The sequence below is a fragment of the Actinomycetospora soli genome (genome assembly GCF_021026295.1).
GTDB classification, from domain to species: domain Bacteria; phylum Actinomycetota; class Actinomycetes; order Mycobacteriales; family Pseudonocardiaceae; genus Actinomycetospora; species Actinomycetospora soli.
The window spans coordinates 239,436-253,823 of record NZ_JAJNDA010000004.1; the positions used below are offsets into that span (position 1 = coordinate 239,436).

The window sequence follows — 14,388 nt, forward strand, 5'->3', positions numbered from 1 at the left end:
GGTCACGGCACCTGCCTCCCCGAGGTGTGCACGGGGCAGGCCGTGCGCACCGGACAGCGCGGGCAGGCGTCGTTCTCCTGCCCGACGAAGCGCGGCCCGGCGGTCAGCCGGGCCGCCGTGGCGACCTGCTCCCGCCAGTGCTCGACCCCCTCGTCGTCGAGCGGGGGTTGCGCGCGCGTCTTCGCCTCGGCACCGTCGCGCTGCAGGTAGATCAGCCGGGCGCCGCCCGGCACCGCGCGGGCGGCGGAGTCGGCCGGCCCGGCGAGGACCTCGCCGAACGCCCCGAGCGCCACCGCCAGCTGGTACACGGCGAGCTGCGGGTGCTCCTGGGCGGCGGGGGCGCTGATCGGTGTCTTGCCGGTCTTCACGTCGACGATCACGGGCCGGCCCCGGTCGTCCACCTCGAGCCGGTCGACGCGCCCGCGGATGGCGACCCCCTCCGCCAGCCGGGCGGCGACGGACTCCTCGACCGCGACCTCGGTGAGCTCCCGCCGCGACGCGTCCCGCCAGGACAGGAACGAACGCAGCATGGCGCGGCAGTTCGCGAGCTCGCGGCGGGAGAACCACGGGGCGCCGGCGTCCACCGACGCCCACGCGACGTCCAGCGCCTCGTCGAGCTCCCGCTCCCCCGCGCCCTCGGCGGCCCGCTGGACCAGCGCGTGCACCAGTGACCCGGTGACCGAGGCGAGCGAGTCGGAGTCGTCGCCGCCGTGCGCCTGCAGGGCCCACCGCAGCGGGCAGGTGAGGATGGTCTCGACCGCGCTCGGGCTCACCGCGATCGGTGCGCCGTCCTCCCGCAGCGGCCCGGTGCTGGACACCTCGAGCAGGCCGTACCACTCGTCGGGGTCGGCGCCGGGCACCCCGGCCTCGGCGAGACGGGCGAGGTGGGCGGCCGCGCGCTCCCGCCGCGCCGGGTCGGCGTCGGGGTCGGTCACCGCGCGCCGCAGGTCGCCCACCAGCTCGGCGAGCACCAGCGAGCGCCGCGGTCGGACCCGCGGTCGGGGCGCGTCGTCAGCCGCCACCGACGGTGCCACGTCGTTGAGGAAGCGCGACGGCGTGACGTCCTCGGCCTCGACCGCCCCGACGTGCACGGCGTGCCGGGCCCGGGAGAGCGCCACCGCGAAAAGCCGCCGCTCCTCGTCGAGCAGCGGCACCCGGGTGGACAGCGCCGGGTCGTCGGGGACGCCCGCGAGGACGTCGATCATCCGCTCGACGCCGAGCAGCGTGCCGCGGCGCCGCAGGTCGGGCCACACGCCCTCCTGCACGTCGGGCACGACGACCCCGTCCCACTCCCGGCCGCGGGACGCATGGGCGGTGAGCAGCGCGACCGCCTCGCCGTCGGGCGCGCGGGGGGCCAGCGAGTCGCTGCGGATGCGCTGCTCGTCGACCTGCGCGACGAAGCCGGCGACCGTGCCGCCCGGCAGCTCCTCCGCGTAGCGCCCGGCGCGCTCGACGAGGGCGACGACCGCGTCGAGGTCCCGGTCGGCCTGGGCCCCGGACACCCCGCCGCGCTCGCTGACCGCGACCCAGCGTCGCTGCAGCCCGCTGGCCGACCACACCGACCACACCGCGTCGGGCACGCTCTGCCCCGCCCGGATCGCCTCGACCGCGGTCGCGAGCAGGCGCGCGACCCGCCGCAGCGGGGTGACGTCGGCGTCGGGCAGCAGCGTCAGCCGGTCGGGCCGGCCCGCCAGGTGGTCGACGAGGACGTCGACGATCAGCTCGTCGCTCGAGCGCGACTCGCCGGTGGCCCCGCCCTCGTGCAGGCGCAGCAGGCCGCGGCGCAGCCGGCGCAGGCCCAGCGGCTCCGCGCCGCCGAGCGGGGACACGAGCAGCCCGAGGGCGGTGTCGGCGTCGAGCGCCTCGGCCGGCGGCGCGGTCGCGGCCGCCGCCGCGGCGCGCAGCAACGTGAGCAGCGGCGCGACGGCGGGCAGTGCCGCCAGCGGGGTGTCGTCGGCCGGGACCGCGAGCGGCACCCCGGCGGCGAGCAGGGCACGGCGCAGCGGCGGCAGCGACAGCGGCACCGAGCGGACGACGACCGCGAGCCGCGACCACGGCACGCCGTCGACGAGGTGCGCGCGACGCAGCGTGTCGGCCACCCACGCGGCCTGGTGGCCCGGTGTGGCGAACACCGACACGGTGGCCGCCCCGGCGTCCGGGTCCTCCCCCGGCGGGCCGGTCCGCGTCCGGGCGGGTCCGGTGCCGCGCAGGGGCTCCACCACCCGGGACACCGCGTCGCGCACCGCGCGGGCGCCCCGGTGGTCGACGCGGAGCACGGCGGTGGCGTCACCGCCCGGGTCGGCGTCGCGCAGCAGGCCCGGCGCGGCGCCGCGGAAGCCGAGCACCGAGGAGTCGGGGTCGCCGGCGAGGAGGGAGGTGGTGGCGGTGCTCCCCAGCACGCGGGCCAGCTCGAGCTGCTGGGGGTCCATGTCCTGGGCGTCGTCGACCACGAGGTGGCGCACCGCCGCGCGCTCGGCCTCCAGCAGCCCCGAGTCCTGCGCGAAGGCGTCCAGGACCGCGGCGACGAGCTCGGCCGCGTCCAGCGGCGGCGCGGAGGCCAGCGGGTTCGCCGAGCCCGCCGCCGCGCGCAGCAGCGTGACCTCCTCGTAGGACTGGTAGAAGCGGGCGGCCGCCACCCACACCGCGACGTCGTGCTCCTTGCCCAGCGCGCGCAGCTCCCGCGGGCCGAGTCCGCGCTCGGCGGCGCGCAGCAGGAGGTCCCGCACCTCGGCGGCGAAGGCGGGCGCCTCCAGCGCCGGGGTCAGGCGCGCGGGCCAGCCGGAGCCGCGGCCCACGCCCTCCGCCTCGCCGGCGAGCAGGTCCCGCACCATCGCGTCCTGCTGGGCGCCCGGCAGCAGACGCGGCGGCGCCTGGTCCTGCCGCGCGGCGTGCCGTCGCAGCACCGCGAACGCGTAGGAGTGCACGCTGCGCACCAGCGGTTCCCGGGCGGCGGTCAGTCCCCCGCCCACCTCGCCGGCCAGCACCCGGCGTCGGGCCGAGATCCGCTCGCGCAGCGCGGCCGCGGACCGCCGGTCGCCCACCAGCACCAGCGAGCCCGTGTCGGGCTCGGCGTGCAGCAGCCGCGCCACCCGCTCGGCGAGCAGCGTGGTCTTCCCCGTCCCGGGCCCGCCGAGCACGCGCAGGAAGCCCGCGCGGTGCTCGAGGACCCGCCGCGACCCGTCGTCGAGCAGGAGATCCGTGGGCAGCCGCGTGGCCGACCGCAGCAGCCTCGGAGCCGACTCGACCGTCATGCCCCCGAGGGAACCACGACCCCCCGACAACCTCGTCAGCGGCGGGGCACCACGCCGCACGACCACAGCGCCACCGCGATCGGCACCGGCTGGGCGAACAGGCGCAGGAACCGCATCCGGTCGGAGTTCAGGCCCAGCCCGTCGCGGCGGTGCCGCCACTGGGCGAGGTTGCCGGGGAAGACGGCGGTGAAGAACAGGGCCGCGATCGTGCCGATCTTCACCCGCTCCTTCGGGAACGCCGCGAGGGCCGTGCCCAGCGCGACCTCCGCGCAGCCCGAGATCACCACCGTGTCGTCGACGTCGATCGGCACCCACGGCGGCACCTGGGCCCGGAAGCCCTCGCGCGCGACGGTGAGGTGGGAGAGCCCGGCGCCGACGAGGAACGTGCCGAGGCCGACCCGCGCGGCGTCCTGCAGGGGCGTGGTCGTCATGGCCGGAGGGTGCCCCCCGGGCACGGCGGCGCACACTGTCAGGCCGTGGACGAGGAACGGCACGAGCGGATCCGGGCGGTGGTCGCCTCGATCCCGGAGGGCTCGTGGTGCAGCTACGGCGACGTCGCGGCCGCGGCGGGCGAGCGCTCGGCCCGGGTGGTCGGCACGGTGCTGCGCGAGGACGGGGCGGACGTCCCGTGGCACCGCGTGCTGCGGACCACCGGGACGCCCGCGCCGCACATCGCGGTCGAGCAGATCCGCCGACTGACCGCCGAGGGCGTGCTGGTCGTCGACGCCCGCGCGGCGAAGGACCAGCGGCACGTGTTCGAGCCCCCGGATCCGGGACGAACGACTCGTTCGTCCGGGCCGGGTGGCCCGTCCTGACGACGGGTCGGCGCCGGTCAGTCGACCGGCTCCGCCGGGGCCGGGCGGACCAGCTCGAGCACCCAGACCGCGAGCCCGACCAGCGACACCACGGCTCCGAGCGCGCACACCCCGGGCCAGCCGACGGTGGCGTAGAGACCCGACGTCAGCGCCGACGCGATCCCGCCCCCGATGAACGCCGACACGAGGAAGGCGCTGGTCACACGGCTGCGGGCGTTCGGGCGCCGCGAGTAGATGGCGTGCTGGTGGCTGATCTGGAGCAGCTGCTGGGCGAGGTCGAGCACGACGATCCCCGCGATGAGCGCGACCAGGGAGCTCCCGCCGAGCGCGAGCAGCCCCCAGCTCGCGAGCAGCAGCACCAGTCCGACGGTGACGGTCCGGCGGCCGTGGCCGCGGTCGGCGAACCGGCCGGCCCCGATCGCGGCGGACGCGCCCGCCAGGCCGGCCAGCCCGAAGAGCCCGATGACCCCGGAGCCGTAGGAGTAGGGCGGGGCGGCGAGCAGGAACGACAGCGCGGTCCACAGGATGGTGAAGCAGCCGAACCCGACGCCGCCCAGCAGCATCCGACGCCGGACCAGGGAGTCGTGGCGCACGATCGATGCGACCGAGACCAGCAGCGACGGGTAGGTCGCCGTCGCCGCCACCGGCACCCGCGGCAGCGCCAGCCGCACCAGCCCGGCGAGGACAACCATGACCACGGCGCCGAGCACGAACACCAGCCGCCAGCCGCCGATCTCGGCGACCAGGCCCGCGACCGTGCGCGCGAGCAGGATGCCGACGAGCAGCCCGCTCATGACGGTGCCGACCACCGAACCGCGGGTCGCGTCGGAGGCCAGCGACGCGGCCATCGGCACCACGATCTGGGCGACCGCCGAGGTCACCGCCACGATCGCGACCGCCGCGAGCAGCACGCCCAGCGAGGGCGACGCCGCCGCGCCGAGCAGCAGCACACCGGAGAGCGCGAGCAGGCCGCTGACCAGCCGTCGTCGTTCGAGGATGTCCCCCGCCGGCACCAGGAAGGCGAGGGCCAGCGCGTAGCCGATCTGCGAGGCGGTGACGAGGTAGCCGGCCGTGCCCTCCCCGACGCCGAAGGCCTGCGCGACGACGGGCAGCAGCGGCTGCGCGTAGTAGATGTTGGCCACCGCCGCGCCGCACACGACGGCGAGCAGCAGCACGGTCGGGCGGCCGAGGTGGGTGGGCGGGGCCTCCGCCTGGGCGCTCATCGTTCGCCACCCTAAGCAGTCGCGACGGCGGGTCGCGCGCCATCGCGTGTCACGTCACCGGTGCTGCCGGCGGCTGCCCCCGTGCCAGTCCTCCACCAGCCCGACCTCGCCCGCGGCCACGCCGAACGCGGGGAGCTGCGGGCGCTCGCGCAGGCTGCGCTTGAGCTCGGCGAACCCGGGGAAGCTCGCGAGCCCCACCACGTGGTCCCAGAGCTCCTCGGCCTGCTCCTCGGTCGGCCGGCGGCTGATCACGGGGCCGAAGAAGGCGAGCCCGTCGGGCGGGTCGATCTGCATCAGGGGGGTGCCGACGTCCTTGCCCACCAGCGCGAGCGCCTCGTCGGTCTCGGCCTGGATCGTCGCGTCGTACCGGTCCGCCTCGAGCGCGTCCGCCAGGTCGGTCGGCAGATCGGCCCGCTCCAGCACGGGCAACACGAACTCCCGCGTGCCGCGGCGTTCCCGCTCGCTCGAGTGCTCGGGGACCTCGCCCTGCTCGAAGACCGCGTCGCCGAGCACCTCGTAGAACCGCCCGACGGCCTCGTCGCCGTGCCCCTCGCGCACGGCGGCGCACACCCGCAGGAGCCGCAGCCCGGCCGTGTGCCCGGCCTCGTACTCCGGCGGGAACTGCGCGTCGTAGTCCACGTGCGCGTTGAGCAGCCGCAGCGAGATGAACTGCCACTGCACCGTCAGGCCCCGGCGACGGGCGACGGTGCGCACCCAGCCGCTGGTCAGCCAGCAGTAGGGGCAGACCGGGTCGAACCAGTACCGGACGTCGGGATCAGCCACGCCCCCACGCTAGTGCTCGATGAGGATGCGCAGGACGATGACGACGAGGCCGAGCACGAACGCGGCGAGGGCGCCGAGGACGGCCGACCACCAGCGCGGCAGGGCGCGCCAGCCCCCGACCCCGCCGAGGACCACCAGCAGGAGCAGCCCGAGGTCGGCGACCAGGTCGATGGCGGCGTCGGCCCCGTGCGGCGCCCCGATGCCGGCCAGCCCGTAGACGAGCACGACGACCAGCGGCGGCACCGCGAGGAGCAGGTACTGGGCGGCGTGCGCGGTCAGGGCCCGGAAGCGGGCCCCCGACGGCAGGGCCCGGTGCGCGTTGACGGCCGCCAGCACCGAGGCGAACAGATGGGCCGCGAACGTGGCGACCAGCGGCCCGACGACGACCTGCACGGCCTCGGCGAAGTCGTCGATCCCGTCGTCCTGCGCCACGGCGAGCACGGTCAGCAGCACCACCGTGCCGTACACCGCGACCTCGACGTCGAGCGCGAACCGGCCCCACCCGACGAGCGTCAGCCGCTCCCGCCCGATCCGCACCGCGATCACGCTAGCGGCGCCGACGATGCGGCGGAACTGCCACTGGACGACAGCGACGACGCTTTCCTGCCACCCGGAGGGGGCGGGCCGTCAGGACGACGACCGGTACGCCGCCAGGTGCCGCGCCGCCACCGTGTCCCAGGTGTGCGAGGCGGCCAGCGCCCGGCCGACCGACGTCCGCGCCGGACCGCCCGGGTCGTCGCCGGCCAGGACCGACCGCAGCTGCACCGCGATCGCGTCGGCGTCCGCGGCGAAGCGCACGGCCCCGGCGAACACCTCGCGCAGCACCGGCAGGTCCCGCGCGACGACGGGCACCCCGGCCGCCAGCGCCTCCATCGCCGCGAGCCCGAAGCCCTCCTTGGTCGAGGGGAACGCGAAGGCGGACGCACCCGCCACGAGCCCGGGGAGCTCGTCGTCGGGAACGGCGCCGAGCACCTGCGGCTCGACGCCGAGCGTGGCCGCGAGCGCGAACACCTCGTCGCGGTAGCCGCGGTAGTCGAAGAGGGTGTCGCCGCCGGCGACCACGAGCGGGGCGTCCACCGACGCCATCGCGCGGACCAGGTCGAGCGTGCCCTTGCGCGGCTCGATGCCGCCGACGGCGAGCACGTAGCGGCCGAAGCGCGCCCGCCACGGCTCCCCCGCCCCGGCGGCCTCGGCGGCCGCGAAGCGGGCCGCGTCCACCCCGTTCCCGACGACGGGTGCGGGCCTGCCCCAGCCCGCCGCCACCTCGGCGGCGACGGCGTCGGAGACGCAGAGCAGCTGCGCGGGCTCGACGAGGGCGCGCTCGTGGCAGGCCGCCAGCGACGGCGTCGTGAAGGTGTCGAGGTGGTGCACGGTGCGCACGAGGTCCGCGTAGCCGTGCGCCGCGCCCTCAGCGTTGGCCGTGAGGCAGTCCTGCGCGTGGCGGACGTCGACCGGCCCGGCCGCCGCGAGCCCCGCGGTCAGCAGGGCGATCGAGCGCAGGATGCGGTCGCCGACCGACTCGCCCTCGAGCTCGGGCACCTCGACCAGCCGGATCGGCACGACCACGTCGCGGAAGAACGCCGTGTCGCCACCGCGGGCGAGCGCCCAGACCTCGACGTCGTGCCCGGCCCGGGCGAGCGCCTCGGCGAGGGCCAGCGTGTGCACCACCCCGCCCCGCGGCTTCGTGGAGTAGGTGGAGAGCCGGATCCTCACGAATAGGCTCCCGGGCGCCGCTCGTCGAGGTGGTGCAGGACGGTGCGGGCGGCGTCGACCATCGCCTCGGCGTCGACCTCGGCGACCGCGAGCCCGCCCTTCGACCAGGTGCGCGCGAGGATCTCCCCGCCGGGCCCGACGACCTTCGCCCGCCCGAGGAAGTGCAGCGTCCCCGAGCGGCCGCTCTGGTTCGCCGAGAGCCACAGGACCTGGTTCTCGGCGGCGCGGGACTGGTCGTAGAGGTCGAACAGCCGGGCCTGCTTGTCCTGCGCCATGCGCGGCGCCCGGTTGGTCAACGAGGTCGGCCAGGCGGAGAGGCAGGCGATCGTGGTCGCCCCGTCGAGCGCCAGCGTGCGGGCCGACTCCGGGAACGTCTTGTCGTGGTCGATCAGCATCCCGAGCCGCCCGACCGGGGAGTCGAAGGCCGCGAACCCGCAGCCGGGGGTGAGCAGCTTCGCGACCCCGGCCGGCTGATGGACCTTGCGGTGCCGCCCGAGGATGCCGTCCCCGCACAGCGCCACCGCGGCGTTGTAGAGCTCCCCGCCCGGGCCCCGCTCGCAGTACCCCAGGCAGACCACCATCTCCCCGGCGACGTCGATCACCGAGCGCACCGCGTCGCCGTTCGGCTCGAGGGCCGGGGGCAGGTCGAGGTCGTCGGGGTCCTCCGGGCGCAGGTCGGTGACGTACCCGCCGAGCGCGCCGTCCGGCAGCGCCAGCAGGTCCACGCCGGCGTCCCGGGCGTGCGCGACGATCACGCCGATCCGCTCGAGGTCGAAGTCGAGGTCGCGGGTGAAGTGGGCCGCCGCCGCGGCGATGCGGAGCACGGTGGCGGGGCCTAGGCCGGGACGGACGCGTAGCTCGCCTGCCGTCGGTCGCGCAGGTGGCCCATGAACCGCCGGGCGGAGTCCACGGCGTCGTCGACGTCGATCGACGCGACGGCCAGGCCGGCGCGGGTGCCGGTGGTGTCGAGCACCTCCCCGCCCGGGTCGACGACCTTCGCGCTGGCCACGAGCTGCATCGACCCGAACTCGCCGGCCTGGTTCGCCGACACCCAGACGATCTGGTTCTCCAGCGCCCGGGCCCGGTCGAACAGGTCGAAGCGGCGGGTCCAGCGGTCGTCGGCGAGCACCGGCGCCCGGTTCGTCCGGGAGGCGGGCCACGCCGACATGCAGACCACGACCCGCGCCCCGTCGACGGCCAGCGCGCGGGCGGCCTCGGGGAACGCCTTGTCGTAACAGATCATCATCCCCATGCGCCCGACCGGGGAGTCGAACGCGGCGAACCGGTCGCCCGCGGCGTAGGAGTTGTTCTCGTCCAGCGGCTGGTGGACCTTGCGGTGCCGCCCGAGCACGCCGTCCCCGTGCACCGCGACGGCGCTGTTGTAGGGCCGCCCGTCGGACGCGGCGTCGCCGCGCTCGCAGTAGCCCGCGGTGACCACGAGGTCGCCCGCCAGCGCCGCCAGGCGCGCGATCTCGAGACCGTCCGGGTCGAGCTGCGGCGGCACGTCGTCCGGATCGCCGTGCAGCGACGACAGGTAGCCCCCGAGCGCGGCCTCCGGCAGCGCGAGCAGGTCGGCCCCGGCCGCGCGGGCCCGGCCGATCAGGGTCTCGATGCGCCGGAAGTCCTCGTCCAGGTCGCGGACGAAGCCCTCCGCGGCGGCGGCGAACGTGAGCATCAGGCCCTCCCGAGTCCGGTCACGGTGTCCGTGACCGCTGTCGTCGTCTCCCCGTCGGGCCAGCGCAGCGCGACGCCCGTCCCCTCCACCAGCTCCCCGCACGCGTTCCCGACGGCGGGTCCCGCGGCCGGGAGCGGCGCCCCCGGCTCGTCGGTGGTGAGCAGGGCGAAGCCCGGGAAGCAGGTGAACCAGTCGGCCACCCCCACCCCGGCGGGTCGCGGCACGGCGGCCACGTCCAGCACGGCGCCCGTGCCGCTCGCCTCGGCGAGCATCCCGAGGGTCCCGACGAGGCCCGCCATGCTCACGTCCTTGGCCGCGGCCGGGCGGTACGGGGCGTCCGGGCCGATCGCGCCGACCATCGCGCGCAGCTCCTCGGGGCGGCGCCGCGAGGTGGTGTCGAACTGGCGGCCGGTGTACCCGGGACGCCACCCGCCGTCGAGATCGGCGGTCAGGCGCACCGCGTGCCCGACCCGTCCGCCCCCCGCGGGGACGGGTCGGCGGGACGCGTGGCGCAGCGGAGCCGGACCTGACGGCGTCGTGGTGCCGAGCGCCGTGACGGCGAGGGAGGCCGGGACGTCGACCGTGGTGTGTCCGCCGAGGACCGGCACGCCGTAGGCGTCGGCCGCCGCGCGCAGGCCGCGCAGCACCCGCCCGACCGCGGCCGCGTCCGCGCCGCCCACGGCGTCGAGCAGGCCCACGGGCCGCGCGCCCATGGCGGCGAGGTCGTTGAGGTTCACCAGCACCGAGCACCAGCCCGCCCACTCCGGGTCGCGCTCGACCATCGCGGGCAGGATCGCGTCGCAGGCGGCGACCACGTCGGTGCCGGGGACGGGGGCGCCGTCGTCGCCGACGAAGCCCGGCGGGGCGAGGCCCGCGACGAGGTCGGCCAGCGGGGCCTTCGTGGCCGCGACGAGACGCCGGATGCGGTCCATCGGGTGGCGCATCCGCACGTGCGCGACGCCGCCGACGGTGCGGGACGGCGCGACCGTGTCCCAGCCGAGGCGGGTGAACAGGGCCGTGTTCGGCGCCTGCACCTCCGCCTCGAAGCGCAGCACGCCCGCGGTCTCCGCGCGGGCGACGGCGGCCCGGACCAGGGTGGCGCCGATCCGGATCCCGGCGCGCCGCCGGCCGGACGGTGCGACCGCGAGACGGCTGCCGGTCCACCAGCCGAGGTCGGGCTCGCCGGGCCGGGCGGGACCGAGCCGGACGCCGCCGAGCACGGTGCCGTCGGGGTCGCGGGCCACGAGCACCAGCGCGCGGGGATCGGTGTCGACGTCGTCGAGGTCGTCGTGGGCGAACACCCGCTGCTCGTCGACGAACACCGCGCGGCGCAGGGCGCGGTGCGCCACGACGTCGGGGTGGGTCGCGTCCGCGGCCGGCGCCTCGGAGACCGTGACGTCACGGCGGGGGTGCACGAGCCCGCCGAGGATCTCCTCGGCGGCGGTCAGGGCCCTCCCCCGTGGCAGGAAAGCGTCGTTGCTGTCAGCCAGTGGCAGGAAGGCCACGTCGTCGAACGGCGGTGCCATCGCGATCAGCCCCCCGCCGCGGACAGGGCCGAGCAGGCCCCGCAGGCCGCGCAGCCCGCCGCCTGGTCGGCGCCGCGCATGCCGGCCGCGCGCAGGGCCGCCGCGACGCGGGCGGTGACGTCGGCGAGCAGACCCGGGTCGGGCGCGGGGTCGCCGTCGGCGAACGCGAGGGTGCCGGGGATCGGGCGGTAGGGGACGACGAAGGGGTACACCCCGGCGTCGATCAGGCGCTCCGCGCCGGCGACCAGCTCGTCGGGGTCCTCCCCGAGGCCGACGATGAGGTAGGTGGAGACGGCGTTGCGGCCGAAGAGCCGGACGCTCTCGTGCCACGCCGTCCAGTACTGCTCCAGGGGCACCGTCGCCTTGCCCGGCATCCAGCGCCGGCGGACGGCGTCGTCGAGGGACTCGACGTGGATGCCGATCGCGTCGGCCCCCGCGTCGCGCAGCGCCTGCAGCGCCGCCAGGTCGTCGGGCGCGGGCGGCTCGCACTGCGCCTGGATCGGCAGGCCCGGCACGGCGGCCCGGACCGCCGCGGTGCAGCGGGCGAGGTGGCGGGCGCCCCGGTCGCGGCCGTTGCTGGTGCCCGTCGTCATGACCATCTGGCGGACGCCGTCGAGCCGGACCGCGGCCTCGGCGACCTCCGCGAGCTGGGCGGGGGTCTTCACCGCCGTCGTCGCGCCGCTGCGCAGCGACTGCTCGATGGCGCAGAAGCGGCAGCGGTCGGCAGCGTCGTCGTCCGAGCCGTAGCGCACGCAGGTCTGCACGACCGTCGTCGCGAGCACGTCGTCGCCGTGCAGCCGCGCGATCTGCTCGTAGCGGACGCCGTCGGCGGTGGTGAGGTCGTAGAAGGCGGGCCGGGCGACCGTGTCGACCTCGACGCCGAGGTCGGTCACCCCGCCGTCGGGGCCGGTGCGCACGAGCCGGCCGTCCCGGAGCCGGAAGGGGCTCGACGGGTCGATCGGCAGGGTGGTCCGCAACCCGTCGACGAGCAGGTGCCCGTCGTCGGAGGGGCCGGCACCGCCGGGGCGACGCAGGGGGATGGTGGAACCGAGGTCGACCGCGACACCGCGGACGGCCACCTCGGCACGGACGTCGAGCCCGGACCGGGACTCAGCGGGAGCGGACACGCGGGGACCTCCTTCGATGTGCGGCGGGGCCGCCCGTGAGTACTCGTGACGGCGATGACCGTCACCAGTACTCACGGGCCGGAGGCACCTAGAGCTGGTAGGTGGAATTGATGATCGCGCCCTTGCGTGCGTAGTAGATGAGCGCGTCCTGGACGTCGAGCGGGTGCGTCGGGATGACGCCCTCGATCAGGTCCTCCTCGCGGGCGCCGTGCAGCGAGAGCCCGAATCGGCAGCAGAACACCTTGCCGCCCTCGGCCATGAACGTCTTCAGCTGGTCGTTGATGTTGTGCTCGCCCGGGAAGGCCGAGGTCCCCGTCGTCGGGAACCCGCGGGTGGCGAGGCAGTTCAGCGAGCCGGGGCCGTAGAAGTACATGGCCGACTCGAAGCCCTTGCGCAGCGCTCGCGTGGCCTGCAGCACGGCGACGAAGCTGACCGACGACTCGTGGGCGATGCCGTGGACCAGCGTGAAGTAGGTCTCGCCGCTCTCGGCCTGCAGGTCGGGGAAGACCTTGGTGCCGCCGTAGATGCTGGACCCCTCGGGCAGCGAGGGGTGCGGGATCTCGTCGAGGCTCTTCTGCTCGACGTCGGACAGTTCGGCCGTGGTCATGACGGTCTCCTGACGGTGGCGGGGATTCGGGGCCGGCGCCGCGACCGGGTGGGACCCGGGGTGCCGTTGCCGCAGAAGCTCACCAACCGTGCGTGTCGGATTCGTTTCCGAGTGACTACGACCCCGTGTCCGGTCGGGCCGTTCATGACCCCCGTGTTGCGAAACACGCCGAAATGCAGCGGCCCTCCGCGCGCAACCATTCGGAAACACTTCGGGCGAACGCTGCCGTCATTCGTGCCCACGCCTCGGGAAGGAACACCCGGCCATGACCGTCACGCCGCTCCCTGCACGCGGCCGCCCCGACGTCCCGGGCGACCTCACCGGAGTCCACCGTCCCGTGGTCGTCATCGGCGGCGGCCAGGCCGGCCTGTCGATGAGCCGCTGCCTGGACCGGGCCGGCGTCGACCACCTCGTCCTCGAGCGCGACTCCGTGGCGCACTCGTGGAAGACCTACCGGTGGGACACGTTCTGTCTCGTCACGCCGAACTGGCAGTGCGCCCTGCCGGACTTCCCCTACCGCGGGGACGACCCGCACGGGTTCATGGTGCGGAGCCAGATCGTCGACTACCTCGAGGCGTACCGGGACTTCGTCGACCCGCCGCTGCTCGAGGGCGTCGGCGTCACCCGCCTGTTCCGCGACGACCACGGCACCTACCACCTCGCGACGACCGCGGGCGAGTGCACGGCCGACCAGGTCGTCGTCGCGACCGGCGGCTACCACACCCCGATCACGCCGCCGATGTCGCAGCCGCTGCCCGCGCACGTCGTGCAGGTCCAGTCGCAGGACTACAGGAGCGGCGCGCAGCTGCCGCCGGGCGAGGTGCTCGTCGTCGGGTCGGGGCAGTCCGGCGCGCAGATCGCCGAGGACCTGCACCTCGAGGGCCGGCGGGTGCACCTCGTCGTCGGGGACGCCCCGCGGGTCGCCCGGTTCTACCGCGGCCGCGACGTCACCGACTGGCTCGACGAGATGGGCTACTACCGCATGCCCGTCACCGAGCACCCGCGCCGCGAGGCCGTCCGGGCGCAGGCCAACCACTACGTCACCGGGCGCGACGGCGGGCGCGACATCGACCTGCGCGCCCACGCCCGCGACGGCATGCGGCTCTACGGGCTCATGACCGACCACCGCGACGGCATGCTGCACTTCGACCCCGACCTCACCGAACGCCTCGACCACGCCGACGAGGTCTCCGAGTCGATCAAGGACACGATCGACAAGTACATCGCCACGCAGCAGATCGACGCGCCCACCGAGGAGCGGTACACCCCGGTCTGGCGTCCGTCCGCCGAGACCACCGAGCTCGACCTCGCGTCCTCCGGCATCACGTCCGTCGTCTGGTGCATCGGGTTCCGACAGAACTTCTCGTGGATCGACGTGCCGGTCTTCTCCGGCCGCGGCGCCCCCGGGCACCAGCGCGGCGTGACGAGCGCACCGGGCCTGTACTTCCTGGGCCTGCCGTGGCAGTGGACGTGGGGCTCGGGGCGGTTCTCCGGCGTCGGCGACGACGCCCGCTACCTCGCCGAGCGCATCCGCTCCCAGCGCGGGCTCACCGGCACCGGCGGCCGCGGCGACGTCTGCAACGTGCTGGCGCTGGGCAGCTGACGTCGGCCGGGTGCACGCAGTGCGTCACTGCGTGCACCCGGTGACGGGAACGGCGCATCGTCGCG

At 75.9% G+C, this 14,388-nt stretch carries 13 protein-coding genes; 2 read left to right on the forward strand and 11 right to left on the reverse strand.

Going from position 1 to position 14,388, the window contains the following annotated elements; genetic code table 11:
* Positions 1–2 precede the first annotated feature (2 nt).
* Together LN037_RS08145 and LN037_RS08150 are read right to left on the reverse strand one after the other, a co-directional pair.
* Entirely contained in the window at positions 3–3,251 is a 3,249-nt protein-coding gene (locus LN037_RS08145; protein ID WP_230751434.1) for an ATP-dependent helicase, read from the reverse strand.
* Positions 3,252–3,286: 35 nt separating this feature from the next.
* Positions 3,287–3,682 (reverse strand): DoxX family protein, encoded by a 396-nt coding sequence (locus LN037_RS08150; RefSeq protein ID WP_230751435.1) that lies wholly within the window; start codon positions 3,680–3,682, stop codon positions 3,287–3,289.
* Between the two features lie 45 nt (positions 3,683–3,727).
* Between LN037_RS08150 and LN037_RS08155 the strand changes: the two genes are divergently transcribed.
* The gene (locus tag LN037_RS08155; protein WP_230751436.1) at positions 3,728–4,066 is read left to right on the forward strand and encodes an MGMT family protein; all 339 of its coding nucleotides are present in this window, start codon (positions 3,728–3,730) and stop codon (positions 4,064–4,066) included.
* Between the two features lie 17 nt (positions 4,067–4,083).
* Here LN037_RS08155 and LN037_RS08160 read toward each other — a convergent pair whose 3' ends face one another.
* The 9 genes from LN037_RS08160 to LN037_RS08200 all read right to left on the reverse strand — a co-directional run bounded on the left by LN037_RS08160 (position 4,084) and on the right by LN037_RS08200 (position 12,720).
* Positions 4,084–5,289 (reverse strand): MFS transporter, encoded by a 1,206-nt coding sequence (locus LN037_RS08160; protein ID WP_230751437.1) that lies wholly within the window; start codon positions 5,287–5,289, stop codon positions 4,084–4,086.
* 54 nt (positions 5,290–5,343) lie between these two features.
* Positions 5,344–6,072, reverse strand: a complete 729-nt coding sequence (locus LN037_RS08165) for a mycothiol-dependent nitroreductase Rv2466c family protein (protein ID WP_230751438.1) — start codon at positions 6,070–6,072, stop codon at positions 5,344–5,346.
* Between the two features lie 9 nt (positions 6,073–6,081).
* Positions 6,082–6,609: a hypothetical protein gene (locus LN037_RS08170; protein ID WP_230751439.1), complete on the reverse strand. Its 528-nt coding sequence runs from the start codon at positions 6,607–6,609 to the stop codon at positions 6,082–6,084.
* Between the two features lie 90 nt (positions 6,610–6,699).
* The gene (locus LN037_RS08175) at positions 6,700–7,785 is read right to left on the reverse strand and encodes an MSMEG_0565 family glycosyltransferase (protein WP_230751440.1); all 1,086 of its coding nucleotides are present in this window, start codon (positions 7,783–7,785) and stop codon (positions 6,700–6,702) included.
* Positions 7,782–8,609, reverse strand: coding sequence for a carbon-nitrogen hydrolase family protein (locus tag LN037_RS08180; RefSeq protein ID WP_230751441.1), 828 nt, complete (start codon positions 8,607–8,609; stop codon positions 7,782–7,784). Before LN037_RS08180 ends, LN037_RS08175 begins: the two co-directional genes overlap by 4 nt.
* 11 nt (positions 8,610–8,620) lie before the next feature.
* Positions 8,621–9,460: a carbon-nitrogen hydrolase family protein gene (locus tag LN037_RS08185; RefSeq protein WP_230751442.1), complete on the reverse strand. Its 840-nt coding sequence runs from the start codon at positions 9,458–9,460 to the stop codon at positions 8,621–8,623.
* Positions 9,460–10,986, reverse strand: coding sequence for an MSMEG_0567/sll0787 family protein (locus LN037_RS08190; RefSeq protein ID WP_230751443.1), 1,527 nt, complete (start codon positions 10,984–10,986; stop codon positions 9,460–9,462). Before LN037_RS08190 ends, LN037_RS08185 begins: the two co-directional genes overlap by 1 nt.
* A 5-nt stretch (positions 10,987–10,991) precedes the next feature.
* The gene (locus LN037_RS08195) at positions 10,992–12,113 is read right to left on the reverse strand and encodes an MSMEG_0568 family radical SAM protein (protein ID WP_230751444.1); all 1,122 of its coding nucleotides are present in this window, start codon (positions 12,111–12,113) and stop codon (positions 10,992–10,994) included.
* Between the two features lie 88 nt (positions 12,114–12,201).
* The gene (locus LN037_RS08200; RefSeq protein WP_230751445.1) at positions 12,202–12,720 is read right to left on the reverse strand and encodes an MSMEG_0572/Sll0783 family nitrogen starvation response protein; all 519 of its coding nucleotides are present in this window, start codon (positions 12,718–12,720) and stop codon (positions 12,202–12,204) included.
* Between the two features lie 265 nt (positions 12,721–12,985).
* On the opposite strand from LN037_RS08200, the gene LN037_RS08205 reads away from it, so the two are divergent.
* On the forward strand, positions 12,986–14,323 hold the full coding sequence (locus LN037_RS08205) for an MSMEG_0569 family flavin-dependent oxidoreductase (protein WP_230751446.1): 1,338 nt from the start codon (positions 12,986–12,988) through the stop codon (positions 14,321–14,323).
* The last annotated feature ends 65 nt before the right edge of the window (positions 14,324–14,388 follow it).

Bases quoted from the DNA above. Each gene is read 5' to 3' on its own strand.
- LN037_RS08150 (WP_230751435.1), bottom strand. From the start codon at position 3,682: ATGACGACCACGCCCCTGCAGGACGCCGCGCGGGTCGGCCTCGGCACG.
- LN037_RS08205 (WP_230751446.1), top strand. From the start codon at position 12,986: ATGACCGTCACGCCGCTCCCTGCACGCGGCCGCCCCGACGTCCCGGGC.
- LN037_RS08160 (WP_230751437.1), bottom strand. From the start codon at position 5,289: ATGAGCGCCCAGGCGGAGGCCCCGCCCACCCACCTCGGCCGCCCGACC.
- LN037_RS08145 (WP_230751434.1), bottom strand. From the start codon at position 3,251: ATGACGGTCGAGTCGGCTCCGAGGCTGCTGCGGTCGGCCACGCGGCTG.
- LN037_RS08200 (WP_230751445.1), bottom strand. From the start codon at position 12,720: ATGACCACGGCCGAACTGTCCGACGTCGAGCAGAAGAGCCTCGACGAG.
- LN037_RS08190 (WP_230751443.1), bottom strand. From the start codon at position 10,986: ATGGCACCGCCGTTCGACGACGTGGCCTTCCTGCCACTGGCTGACAGC.
- LN037_RS08185 (WP_230751442.1), bottom strand. From the start codon at position 9,460: ATGCTCACGTTCGCCGCCGCCGCGGAGGGCTTCGTCCGCGACCTGGAC.